General features: G+C 74.9%; 10 protein-coding genes. 7 read left to right on the forward strand and 3 right to left on the reverse strand.

Annotated features, from left to right (window positions below):
- Positions 1-9: 9 nt before the first annotated feature.
- The 7 genes from CXH06_RS07185 (at position 10) to CXH06_RS07215 (ending at position 5,759) form a co-directional block, all read left to right on the forward strand.
- Entirely contained in the window at positions 10-330 is a 321-nt protein-coding gene (locus tag CXH06_RS07185) for an urease subunit beta (RefSeq protein WP_114854471.1), read from the forward strand.
- Entirely contained in the window at positions 330-2,033 is a 1,704-nt protein-coding gene (locus tag CXH06_RS07190) for an urease subunit alpha (protein ID WP_114854472.1), read from the forward strand. Before CXH06_RS07185 ends, CXH06_RS07190 begins: the two co-directional genes overlap by 1 nt.
- A complete protein-coding gene (locus CXH06_RS07195) occupies positions 2,030-2,677 on the forward strand; it encodes an urease accessory protein UreF (RefSeq protein ID WP_232820247.1) in 648 nt (215 codons plus the stop codon). Before CXH06_RS07190 ends, CXH06_RS07195 begins: the two co-directional genes overlap by 4 nt.
- Positions 2,670-3,377: an urease accessory protein UreG gene (gene ureG / locus CXH06_RS07200; RefSeq protein ID WP_114854474.1), complete on the forward strand. Its 708-nt coding sequence runs from the start codon at positions 2,670-2,672 to the stop codon at positions 3,375-3,377. Before CXH06_RS07195 ends, ureG begins: the two co-directional genes overlap by 8 nt.
- Complete coding sequence (locus tag CXH06_RS07205; RefSeq protein ID WP_114854475.1) at positions 3,377-4,090, forward strand: urease accessory protein UreD; 714 nt, start codon at positions 3,377-3,379, stop codon at positions 4,088-4,090. Before ureG ends, CXH06_RS07205 begins: the two co-directional genes overlap by 1 nt.
- A 38-nt stretch (positions 4,091-4,128) precedes the next feature.
- Positions 4,129-5,013 carry an aldo/keto reductase gene (locus tag CXH06_RS07210; protein ID WP_114854476.1) on the forward strand — a complete coding sequence of 295 codons (885 nt, stop codon included), beginning with the start codon at positions 4,129-4,131 and terminating at the stop codon, positions 5,011-5,013.
- 248 nt (positions 5,014-5,261) lie between these two features.
- Positions 5,262-5,759, forward strand: a complete 498-nt coding sequence (locus CXH06_RS07215; RefSeq protein WP_114854477.1) for an FBP domain-containing protein — start codon at positions 5,262-5,264, stop codon at positions 5,757-5,759.
- On the opposite strand, the gene CXH06_RS07220 is transcribed toward CXH06_RS07215, so the two are convergent.
- The 3 genes from CXH06_RS07220 to CXH06_RS07230 are packed head-to-tail and all read right to left on the reverse strand — an operon-like array spanning position 5,746 to position 12,340.
- Positions 5,746-6,405: a nucleoside/nucleotide kinase family protein gene (locus tag CXH06_RS07220; protein WP_114854478.1), complete on the reverse strand. Its 660-nt coding sequence runs from the start codon at positions 6,403-6,405 to the stop codon at positions 5,746-5,748. The two genes, CXH06_RS07215 and CXH06_RS07220, sit on opposite strands and share 14 nt — an antisense overlap.
- A complete protein-coding gene (locus CXH06_RS07225) occupies positions 6,402-9,680 on the reverse strand; it encodes an exodeoxyribonuclease V subunit beta (RefSeq protein WP_114854479.1) in 3,279 nt (1,092 codons plus the stop codon). The genes CXH06_RS07220 and CXH06_RS07225 overlap by 4 nt, the downstream gene beginning before the upstream one ends.
- Positions 9,677-12,340 (reverse strand): PD-(D/E)XK nuclease family protein, encoded by a 2,664-nt coding sequence (locus CXH06_RS07230; RefSeq protein ID WP_114854480.1) that lies wholly within the window; start codon positions 12,338-12,340, stop codon positions 9,677-9,679. The genes CXH06_RS07225 and CXH06_RS07230 overlap by 4 nt, the downstream gene beginning before the upstream one ends.
- Positions 12,341-12,366: the final 26 nt, after the last annotated feature.

Below are 12,366 nucleotides of genomic sequence, written 5' to 3' on the forward strand. Positions count from 1 at the left end.
GGAGGCGCCATGGCCACCGCTGATCCCCCCGCGGCCCCCGGAGCGCTCCGCGTCCGCCCCGGCACCCACGAGCTGAACCGGCGCGCGAGGGCCGAGGACCGCGGGACCCTGGTGCTCGAGAACACCGGCGACCGCCCGATCCAGATCGGCTCCCACCTCCACCTCCCGGACGTGAACCCCGCCCTGGCCCTCGACCGCGAGGCCGCGCGCGGCTTCCGTCTCGACATCCCCGCCGGCACCTCGCTGCGCTTCGAGCCCGGGGCCTCGCGCGAGGTGGGGATCGTGCGCCTGGGCGGCACGGGCCGCGTCCCGGGCCTGCAGGTGCGCTGATGGTCCGGATCAGCGCCGAGCGCTACGCCGCGCTCTACGGCCCGACGGTCGGGGACCAGCTGCGCCTGGGCGACACCGACCTCTGGATCGAGGTCGAGCAGGACCTGACCTTCGGCGGGGAGGAGGCCGTCTTCGGCGGCGGCAAGTCGATCCGCGAGTCGATGGGCCAGGGCACCACCACCCGCGCCGAGGGCGCGCCGGACACGGTCATCACCAATGCGATCGTCCTGGACTGGTGGGGCGTGGTCCGGGCCGACGTCGGCCTGCGCGACGGCCGCATCGTCGGCCTCGGCAAGGCCGGCAACCCGGATGTCTCCGACGGCATCGACCCCGCGCTGCGCATCGGCCCCTCGACCGACGTCATCGCGGGAGAGGGGAGGATCCTCACCGCCGGCGCCTTCGACACCCACGTCCACCTGCTCTCGCCCTCCCAGATCCACGAGGCGCTCGCCACCGGGATCACCACCATCGGCGGCGGCGGGACCGGTCCCTCCGAGGGCAGCCGCGCCACCACGGTCACCCCCGGCGCCTGGCACCTGGCCACGATGCACCGGGCGCTGGACCACCTGCCGGTCAACGTCCTGCTGCTGGGCAAGGGCAACACCGTCTCCGCCGAGGGTCTCGCCGAGCAGGCGCTCGCCGGCGCCGCCGGGTACAAGGTCCACGAGGACTGGGGCGCGACCCCCGCCGCGATCGACGCCTCGCTGCGCGCGGCCGAGGAGCACGGCCTGCAGGTCGCCCTGCACTCCGACTCCCTCAACGAGACCGGCTTCGTCGAGCAGACCATCGCCGCGATCGACGGCCGCACGATCCATGCCTTCCACATCGAGGGCGCCGGCGGCGGCCACGCCCCGGACATCCTCGAGATCGCCTCCCTGCCCCATGTCCTGCCGGGGTCGACCAACCCGACCCTGCCCCACACCGTCAACACCGTGGCCGAGCACCTGGACATGCTCATGGTCTGCCACCACCTCAAGGCGTCCGTGCCCGAGGACCTGGCCTTCGCGGAGTCGCGGATCCGGGCGAGCACGATCGCGGCCGAGGACCTCCTGCACGACATGGGCGCGCTGTCGATCACCTCCTCCGACGCCCAGGCCATGGGGCGGATCGGCGAGGTCATCACCCGCACCTGGCAGGTCGCGCACGTCATGAAGGAGCGGGTGGGCTCGCTCGGGGACACGCTGCCGGCGGACAACGAGCGCGCCCGCCGCTACGTCGCGAAGTACACCATCAACCCCGCGATCGCCCACGGCGTCGACGCCCACCTGGGATCGGTCGAGGTGGGCAAGATGGCGGACCTGGTGCTGTGGGACCCGCGCTTCTTCGGGGTGCGCCCCGCGCTGGTGCTCAAGGGCGGGGCCATCGCCTGGGCGGCGCTCGGCGATCCGAACGCCTCCATCCCCACCCCGCAGCCGGTGCTCATGCGCCCCGCCTTCGGGGACGCGATCGGCGCCGAGCTCTCGGTCTCCTTCGTGGCCCCCGCGGCGATCGAGGACGGCCTGCGCGAACGGCTGGGCCTGACCCGTCAGCTGCTGCCCGTGGCCCCCACCCGCGAGGTCACCAAGGCGGATCTGAAGAACAACGACGCGCTGCCGCGGATCGACATCCGCGCGGACACCTTCGACATCCGCATCGACGGCGAGCTCGTCGTCCCGCAGCCGGCCGAGACCCTGCCGCTCGCCCAGCGGTACCAGCTGTTTTGAGCACGACCATCGCGATGCTCCTCGCGGACTCCCGCCTGCCCGTCGGCGCGCACGTCAGCTCGAACGCCCTCGAGGCGGCGCTGCGCGACGAGCTGAGCCCCGCGCAGGTCGGGGAGTACCTCGCCACCCGGATGCGGATCCTGGTCCCGATCGAGGCGGGCACCGCGGTCCTCGCGAGGCACCTCGCCCAGGACCCTGCCGCGCTCGAGAGCCTGCGCGCCGAATGGGCCGCCCGCACCCCGAGCCGTGCCCAGCGGGAGATCGCCGAGGCGCTCGGCCAGGGGCTGGCGCGCCTGGCCGCCGTGCAGTGGCCCGGCGCCGTGCCGCCCGCGGAGCGACCCTGGCCCCGCCCGATGGTGCTGGGCCTGATCGCGGCGGCGACCGGCCTGGACGCCGAGGAGCTGGTGCGCCTGGTCGCCTACGACGACGCGCAGACCGTCGCCGCCGCCCTGCTCAAGCTCGAGCCCGGGGATCCGCGCACCGCGGTGGCCCTGGTGCTGGACGCCTGCGCGCTCATGGACCCCTGCGCGGCCGAGCTGGCCGCGCTCGAGGACCCCGCGCACCTCCCGTGCGCCGGGGCACCGCAGATCGAGGGCTGGGCCGAGGCCCAGTCCCAGTTGACGAGGAGACTCTTCCGTGCCTGAATCCACTCCCCACCGCTCCCTCCGACTCGGTGTCGCCGGTCCCGTCGGCACCGGCAAGAGCTCGCTGATCGCGACCATCTGCGCGGCGCTCGCCGACGAGATCCGCATCGGCGTGATCACCAACGACATCTACACCGACGAGGACGCGCGCTTCCTGCGCTCGGCCGGGGTGCTGGACCCGGAGCGGATCCGCGCCGTGGAGACCGGCGCCTGCCCGCACACCGCCATCCGCGACGACGTCACCGCCAACCTCGCCGCCGTCGAGGAGCTCGAGGCGGACTTCGACCCGCTGGACCTGGTGCTCGTCGAGTCCGGCGGGGACAACCTCACCGCGACCTTCTCCCCGGCCCTGGTGGACGCGCAGATCTTCGTCCTCGACGTCGCCGGCGGCGGCGACGTGGCCCGCAAGGGCGGGCCCGGCATCGGCCGCGCCGACCTGCTGGTGGTCAACAAGGTCGACCTCGCCCCGCACGTCGGCGTCGACGTCGAGCGGATGCTGGCCGATGCCGCCGAGGCCCGCGAGGGCGGGGCGGTCCTGGGCGTCTCCCGCCACCGCGAGGACACCGTCGCGGCGCTGCGCAGCTGGGTGCTCGAGCTGTTGGCCGCGCACACCGCCGGCACCCACGACCCGCAGGACCCCGGCCCGATGGCCCCGCACTTCCACGCCGAGGACCACGACCACGACCACGTGCACGCCTGATGACCGGGATCCGCCTGACCCGCGCGGAGGCCGCGCCGGTGCGGGTGGAGACCACCCCCGGCCCGCTGCAGGCCCGCACCATCACCCGCACGGCCGAGGGCGCGCATCTCGCCCTGGTCGCGGGCGGGGCGATGCTGATCGGCGGCGACTGCCTCGACCTCGAGATCCATGTCGGCGCGCACTGCACTCTCGACCTCGAGGACGTCGGCGGACTGGTCGCCTATCCCGGCCCGCCCAGCCGCGTCGACGTGCGGATCGTGCTCGAGGAGGGCGCGTCGCTGATCTGGCGCACCCACCCCTTCGTCGTTGCCTCCGGCGCCGTCGTGGACCGCGACACCGCGGCGACCCTCGCTCCCGGCAGCGCGCTGCTGCTGCGGGAGACCCTCGTGCTGGGCCGCACCGGGGAGCGCGGCGGACGGATCCGACAGCGCCTCCACGCCCGCTGGTCCGACGGCACCCCGGTGCACCTCGAGGACCTCGACCTCGACGGCGAGCGGCCCGCGGCCGGGGTGCTCGGCGCGCACCGGGTGCTGGACAGCGCGGTGCTGCTGGGGCGCCGGCCCTCGGAGGTGCCGGGCCACGTGCTGCTCCACCTCGATCAGCCCGGTGCGATCGCCCGGTCCCTCGCCGATCGTGCCCACGCCTCCGGGCTCGATCCGCTCGCCGCGCGGTGGGCCGCGGAGCTGCTCGGCCCGGAAGCCCCGCTCGGATGACTCCCCCGGGGACCGCTTTCCCGCTAGGCTCGGCTCCCATGAGCGCACCCACCCGCCGCATCGGCTCCCTGACCGTCTCCGCCCTGGGACTGGGCGCCATGCCCCTGTCCATGGGGCGCGGCGAACCGGCCCCGCACGACCGGGCCATCGCCACCATCCATGCCGCCCTCGACGCCGGCATCACGCTCCTGGACACCGCGGACATCTACGCCCCCAGCTGGGACACGATGGGCCACAACGAGGCGTTCGTCGCCGAGGGCCTGGCCTCCTGGGACGGCGACGCCTCGCAGATCGCCGTCGCGACCAAGGGCGGGATCACGCGATCGGCCGAGGGCGGCGGCCGCGACGGCACCCTGCCCTATCTCCGCTCCGCGCTCGAGAAGTCCCTGGCGGCCCTGGGCACCGACAGCGTGGACCTCTACTACTGGCACCGCCCGGACCGCAGCATCCGCTACGCCGAGGGCGTCGAGGCGCTCGCCACGCTCCAGCAGGAGGGACTGATCCGCGAGGTCGGCATCTCCAACGCGAACGTCGAGGAGATCGACGTGGCGATCGAGGTGCTGGGCGAGGGCGGCCTGGCCGCGGTGCAGAACGAGTTCTCGCCCACGTTCTTCCACACCAGCCGCCGCGAGCTGCGCCACTGCGCCGAGCACGGCATCGCCTTCGTGCCGTGGTCGCCGCTGGGTGGCACCGGCGGCGGCGCGAGCGCCGTGGGGGAGCGGTTCCCGCAGATCCGGCGGATCGCCGAGGCGCACGGGGTGAGCCCCCAGCAGGTGGTGCTGGCCTGGGAGCTCTCGCTCGACGAGCACGTGATCCCGATCCCCGGGGCCAGCCGTCCGGAGTCGATCACCGACTCCGCCGCGGCGATGTCTCTCCAGCTCAGCGAGGGCGAGCGCGCCGAGCTCGACGGCATCATCGCCTGAGTCGCATCTCCCTTGCCGCTCCCGGGCGGCAGGAGTACGGTGACGGCGTCCCGGACGGGACGGAGCATCGGATGAAGGAGAGCGGCATGCCCACGAGGCCTGCAGGGAGCGAGGCGGCCCACGCGGCCTGCTCGGGCTGATCCCGGCGTGCGCGCTGCACGCCGCCGTGATCGACCCCTTCATCTCCCGCGCGTCGGGACCCCCGCTCGGAGCGGGCGTTCCCGCGCGCCCGTTCCCGAGGACCCCTCATGAACCCACTGACCGAGCATCAGATCCGCACCTCCTTCGTCAACGCCAGCAAGGGCGTCGCCCAGCGCGCCGCCCTGCCCGACCTCGCCGAGGCGGCGTGGGAGGACCTCGACTACCTGGGCTGGCAGGATGCCAAGAAGCCCCAGCAGCACTACGTCGTCCTCGAGGTCGACGGCGAGATCGTGGGCCTGCTGCTGCGCGGCACCGGCCGCCCGCCCGGGAAGAAGATGCTGTGCGCGTGGTGCGAGGACGTGATCGACGGCGTGGCCGCGGCCTCCTTCGTCGCGCCGCTGGCCGGGGCGTCCGGCCGCCGCGGCAACACCAAGGGCACGGCGGTGTGCGCGGACTTCCGCTGCTCGCGCAATGTGCGCCGGGCACCGGCGGCCTACGAGCTGCGCTCCGAGGATCCCGCCCTGCTGGCCTACCACCGCGAGCAGCGGATCGCCGGACTGCGCGAGCGCAGCACCGGCTTCGCCCGCGCGATCATGGGCGGCTGAGCACCACCACCGCATCGGCTCGGGACCGGGTGCCGGCCACCCGGCGGGCATTGTCCTCGTCGGGTCCCAGCACCCAGTCCCGGGCCTGCGCGGGAGACTTCCCGAAGCGCTCGTGCCGGGCGATGAGCCGTTCGCGCCGCAGCGCGTCCTCCGTCTCGACGTACCAGCAGGCATCGAGCAGACCGCGCACCGGGGCGAATCCCCCGCAGGGATCGAGCAGGTAGTTGCCCTCGGTGATCACGAGCGACGCCTCGCCGGGCACCTCGATCGCGCCGGCGATCGGCTGCTCGAGCTCCCGTTCGAACATCGGCGCCCACACCGCCGGGTCCTGGCTCCGCGCAGTTCGCAGGCGCTGCAGGAGCGCCGCGTAGCCGGCCGCGTCGAAGGTGTCGGGGGCGCCCTTGCGTCCCGCGCGGCCCAGGCGTTCGAGCGCGATGTCGGCCAGGTGGAAGCCGTCCATCGGCACCACCGCGCAGGAGCCCGGGGGCAGCTGCGCGGCGAGCTGCGCGGTGAGCGTCGACTTCCCGGCGCCGGGCGCGCCGGCGATGCCCAGCAGGCGGCGCGCTCCGGCCCGGCGCGCCGCGTCCAGCAACGCGAGGGCGCGGTCGAGGGCCTCCTCCTCGGTGATCTCGGGCGGTGCGCTCATGCCAGCATCACCTCGAGCACCTCGCCGCGCAGGGGGAGGTGGATCAGCACCCGGGAGGGCGCCCGGCCCGCGGCCGCGAGCGCCCGGGCGTAGGTCGCCATCTGCCCCAGGTACTCCCGGCGCACGTGCTCCACCGGTTCCTGCCCGGGATAGGACTTGTGGTCCACCAGCACGATCTGCCCGTCCGGCAGGCGCAGCAGGGTGTCGATCCAGCCCTCCATCACCTGATCGTCCTCGTTCCACCAGGTGATCGGCTGCTCGGTGAGCTGCTCGGCGCCGGGGAACGCCGCCTCCAGATGCGCGAGCCAGGCCTCGCCCGCACCGTGCAGCGCCTCCGCGCCCATCGCCCGGGTGACGCTCCACCGCTCCACCAGCCGCTGCGCGGCCCGCTTCCGCTGGTCCTGGTCGAGGGCGGCGAGCGGCAGGGCGAGATAGGCGTGGACGGCCTCCCCCACCCGTTCCCAGTGCTGCCCGCCGTGCTCGACGAGCGCCGGGCCGATGCGCACCGGGTCGCCCACGATCCCGTGGGCGTCGGCCGAGGCGACGGCGGAGGCCTGGAAGCGCGCCGCCTGGCCGGACGCCACGGGTCGGGGCCCGGGCGGCAGGTCGGTCGCGGCCAGCGGCGTCGCGACGAAGCGGTAGTCCTCGCCCTCCGGAGCCTCGGTGCGCAGCGTCCGGATTCTCGCGGGCAGGGGCTCGTCGCGCCCCGCGACCGCGATCGACGAGCCGTCGTTGTCCCAGCTCAGCAGCGGAGGCGGTTCGTCCGCGTCGCTGACCAGCGCATCGAGCACGGGGGCGCGGCCCTCGCCGGCGAGGATCGTCATGTCCTTCGCACGGGTGAGGGCGACGTACTGCAGGCGCCCGGATTCCTCCCGCTCGATGCGGGTGCGCCGCCGGGCATGCTCGGTCGCCCCGAGCAGCTCCTGCAGGGGCGCGAAGGTGGGCAGCACGGGCGGCCAGTACCGGGCCTCACGGCCGGCGAGCGGCGCGGTGACGTCCAGCTGCGGGGCCGGGACGATGAACGATCCCGCGGTCTGGGAGCGCACCGCGGCCTTGAGGTCGAGGAGCACCACGACCCGGGAGAACTCGAGCCCCTTCGCCGAGTGCATGGTCCCCACCCACACGGTCTCGGGCAGGTCCGTGAGGTCGGGCCCGCGCTCGGCGCCGTCGAGCGCGACGCGCAGGGAGGTGAGGGTGACGGGGGCCGAGGCCGCGCGCGCCTGCTCGGCGTGCTCCGCGGCGAGGGCTCGCAGCGCATCGAGGGTGCGCAGGCGCTGCTCGGGATCGCTCCAGGAGCGGATCCGCTCGGGCAGGTCGAGGGCGTCGATCAGCGCCGTGACCATCTCCACCCCCGTCAGCTCCGGGCAGTCCTCCCGCAGCGCCCGCAGCTCGTCGAGCACGGGATCCCGCCACCAGCGCTCGAGCACCGCCTCGCGGTCGTCGCGGTCCGCGGCGGCGGTGAGCTGGGCGAACCAGTCGCCATGCGCGCCGTGGTCGTCGAGCAGATCCACGAGCTCGGTGAGGGCGAGGGTGTCGCGGCGGTCCAGGGCGACGGCGAGGCCGGCCCGCACGATCCGCCCCTCGCGGGCGGCGAGCACGGGGACGCCGTCGCCGGAGGCGGGGATGCCGCGCGCGGCGAGGGCCTGGGCCACGGCGGCGGCCTCGTCGTTCGTCCGCACCAGCACGGCGATGTCACCGGGGCCGGTGTCGGGATCGGCGAGGAGCTCCGCGATCCCGTCGGCCACCGCGACGGGCCTCTGCGCGGCCGTGGGCGGCTTGCGCTTCCCGTTCTTGAAGAGCTGCACGGGCGTGCACCAGGCCTCGAGTCCGCCGCGAGGCCGTTCCGCCCAGCCCGCACGTGCCGCGGGAGCTGCCTCGAGGACCACCCGCTCGCGCGGCAGCTCGGGGAAGATCTGCGGGAAGATCGCGGTGACCAGGGAGAGGACGTCGTCCTGGGAGCGCCAGGAGTGGCGGAGGTCCTCGATGACGCCGCGGCCCAGCACCGAGTCCCCGGCCTCGAGCTGCTCGATGATGCCGCGCATGAGGGAGGGGTCGGCGCCGCGGAAGGCATAGATCGCCTGCTTCGGGTCGCCCACCCACACCTTGTCCTCGATGAGCTGGCTGAGCTCGAGGAAGAGGGCGAGCTGGACGGGGGAGGTGTCCTGGAACTCGTCGACCGCGAGCAGGCGGAAGCGGGAGCGGATCACGCCGCGCACCCGCTCGCTGGAGCGCAGCAGCTGCAGCGCTCCCACCTCCTGGTCGATGAAGTCGATCAGGCCCGCCTCCCGCTTGTAGCGGGCGTAGGCGTCCAGGGAGTCCGCGGCCGTGTTCATGACCAGGGAGATCAGGGCGCGGAGGTCCTCCTGGAGGGCGGGGTTGGCCAGCAGCCCCTCGCGCACCTCGAGCGCGAGGTCGATCAGCGCCTCATCGATCTTCGCGACATAGGTGTACCCGCCGTCGCCGCCGCCCAGCTTCCCCTCGGCGATCTTCGTGATCTTCGTCCAGGCGCTCCACGGCGCCCGCTCGGCACCTCGCAGCGTGCGCAGCAGCTGTTCGAGCACCGGCAGCTGCTTCGCCGCGGATCTCAGTGCGTTGACCTCACCCTTGGCGAGCCCGGAGTGCGGATCATCGGCCGCCGCGGTCTCCGCCCGCAGCCCCGCGAGCGCGCCTGCGAGCTGCTCGGTCCACGGCCCGCGCCGGTCCTCCCCGGGCTCGGGCAGCCCCGCCGCGCGCAGCTCCTCCCACGACCGCGCGGCGGCCTCGCGCAGCTGCTCGGCGCTGAGCAGATTGGTGCGCGCGCTCTCGGCGAGGACGCGCACGGCCTGGCGCCAGGAGGGCTTCTCCCCGTAGCGCTGCTCCGGGGTCTCGGGGCCGTCCACCTCGGTGCGGGCCAGCAGGTCGCGGGCGGGCTCGCCCGCGATCCCGGCCGTCTCGGCGATCGCGGCGGAGAAGGCGGACTTCTGCTGCTCGTCGTCCAGGGTCCGCACCTCGGGGGAGATCCCGGCATCCAGCGCGAACTCCTGCAGCAGCCGGCCGAACACCGAGTTCACGGTGCCGATCAGAGCGCTGTCGGTCGCGCGCGCCTGCTCGGCGAGCCCCTCCTCGAGGAGGGTGCGGCGCACCCGGTCCGACAGCTCCGCGGCGGCCTTCTTCGTGAAGGTGGTGGCGATCAGCTGGGAGGGCTGCAGGCCGCCGCGAACCTCCGCGGCGATCCGGTGGGTGAGGGTGTAGGTCTTCCCGGATCCGGCCGAGGCGTTGATCAGCGTGAAGGTCATCGCCAGTCTCCCGTCAGTCCGCACAGCTGCGCGTACTCGCTGCTTCCGCAATAGGCCCGGACCACGAGACCGCCCTCGGCGCGAGCCGTGGCCCGGGCCCCGGACCAGGCCCTGCCCTGCTGGTCGTAGGTCGGTCCTGCCCCTTCCAGCACTTCGCGGCAGCCCACGTGCACCGTGCCGGCGGCCACGTCGTCGAGCGCCGTCGTGATCGCCGCGACCATCCGCCGCCACGAGTCCTCCACGTCCATCGGAGCGCGCCCGCGCGGGTCCAGCGCGGGGTCGGCGGCCACGAACTCGGCGCCCTTGAGCAGGTAGTAGCCCACCGTCGGCGGCGGATCGACGCCCAGGGACCAGGCGTAGGTGGCGAGCTGGATCGCCTCGGAGGTGTCGTAGAGGTCGTCGTAGCCCTTCCGGCTGCTGGTCCACTTCAGGTCGATGACGGCGGGGCGGCCGGAGGCGTCCACGGCATCGAGGTCGCGGCTGCCGCGGACGTCGACGGTGCGCGGTCCGCCGGCGAGGTCGAGTGCGAGGGGACGGGAGAAGCCGCTCTCGGTGCCGGTGATCCGCAGTCCCGCGACGGCCATCCGCTCGAACAGCTCGCGCACGGAGCGCACGGCCCGGGCACGGATGTCGCCGCGCTCGGCGCTGTGGCCGGGCAGGTCGAGCTCGGAGGCCAGCTGGGGGACGAGCGCATCGAAGACCTCGCCCACGCGCTCCGCGGCGGGGACCGTCAGCGGGACGCCGCCGAGGTCCTCGTCGACCCTCTCGTGCACGAGCTGCTCGACGACGGCGTGGACGAGGGTGCCGATCATCGGCCGACCGGTGGGCAGGGCCGCCACCTGGGCGGGCCGGATCCCGAGCGCGTACTGGAGCACCCAGTGGTGCGGGCAGCTGATGAGCGTCGAGGCCTGGGAGAAGGAGAGGCGCTCGGGCAGCAGATGCGCGGCCGGCCCGATGCTCAGCGGGCTCTCCGGCGGCGGCGCGATCTCCGCCCGCGGCGGCGTCCTCACCGCCAGCGTCCGTCCGGCCAGCGACCAGGTGCTGCCGCTCAGCAGGTCCTGCGGTGCGAGGCGGTCGCTCTCGTCGCGGCCGCGCGAGGCCTCGAGCAGGGCCAGCAGGGCGCTCGGCGCGGGGTCCTGCTCGAGCCGCCGGCCGGGCAGCACCGCGACCACGCGCTGCGCGGAGCCCAGTCCCCGCAGCGCGGCGTCGACCTGCAGCGAGGCCAGGTGCTCGGGGGTCGCCGGCCGTGCACCGGCCGCCTCGAGGGCGCGCAGCTCGCCGGGATCCCAGCGCGGGGCGGAGGGGGCGCTCTCGCCCGGCCCCAACCACAGCACCGTGCCCCCGTCGGCCCGCACCTGCGCCGCGCCCGTGGTCACCGACCACGGCGCGACCTCCGCGACGGCCCGGGGGGAGCGTCCCGAGCCGCCGCACTCGTCGATGATCTGCTGCAGCGTCCGACGACTCAGCGGGATGCCCGGATCGAGCATCGCCAGGACGCCTCGCACGGCCTGGACGTGGAGAACGCTCGCGAGCACCGCACCCTGGCCGCGGGCGAGGCCGTGCAGGCGGCGCGCGAGCCACTCGAGCCGCTCCGCGATCACCGGGGGCCGCAGGTCCTCGGCCCGCAGCGGGGTGCTGACCAGCGCATCGATCTCCGCGGCGCCCTCCTCGGCGGCGAGGGCGGCGCGCCAGGCGGGTCCGCCGATGCCGGGTTCCCGGGTGAGGGCGCCCAGCAGCGCGTGCCGCACGCGGGCGGGGAACAGCCCGCGCGGCGCGGCGTCGGCGTCCGGTCCGGGCAGGAGGCGGAGGTCCAGCAGGGCGGCGAGCTGATGGACGTCCACCGGGGCGGTGACGGCGTCGAGGAACAGGCCCACCACCTGGTGCGCGGCGCGGTCCGTGGACGCGGCCACGTGGCCCGTCGCCGGCAGGCCGCGTCGGTGCAGGGCGCGATCCAGCACGTCGGTGTCCGCGGCGGCGAGGAGGGTGAGCGGCTCGGTCCCGCCCGCGGCGAGGAAGCGGGCGGCGACGTCCGCCGCGGTCCACTCGTCGCGGCACTGGACCACCTCGAGCGCGGGGCGGTGCTCGCTCGCCGGGGCGGGGCCCGTGAGCTCGACGCCCTGCCCGGCGAGCAGGCCCAGCAGCGCGGGCCAGCGCCCGGGCAGCGCGGAGGGCTCCTCGTGCAGGGCGATGCTCGTGATCCCCAGCGGCCACGGCGTCCCCGCGGCGGCCAGCTGCTCGAGCTCCTCGACCACCTCGTGGAGGTCGTCGGCCGCACCGGGGGAGAGGGCGCCGGGCCGCGCCCGCTGCTCGATCATCGCGAGCGCCGCGAGCCGCGGCGGCAGTGCGGCGTCCGGTGCGAGGCTCCACCCGTCCTCGCGCGCCGCGTCCCGCCAGCGCAGCAGCTGGCGCGCCGTGCTCCACGGGTCCAGGGCGACGGAGCGTGCGGGCCAGAAGGCAGGGTCGGCGGCGCAGGGCTCGACGAGCTGCAGGTACTGCGCGATCCGCACCGCCTGGTCCACCGCCGGACGGGTCAGACCCAGGCGGGTCTGCAGCAGGGCCACGAGGCCGCGGGGACCGCAACGCAGCCTCCCGGTGGAGCCGCCGGCGCCGGCATCGGCCCAGGAGGAGCCGTCCAGCGCCCAGCCGAAATCGATCTGCATCGGGGCCTCCGCTCCGTCTCCGCCAG

It is taken from the genome of Brachybacterium sp. YJGR34, from assembly GCF_003347015.1.
Taxonomy (GTDB): domain Bacteria; phylum Actinomycetota; class Actinomycetes; order Actinomycetales; family Dermabacteraceae; genus Brachybacterium.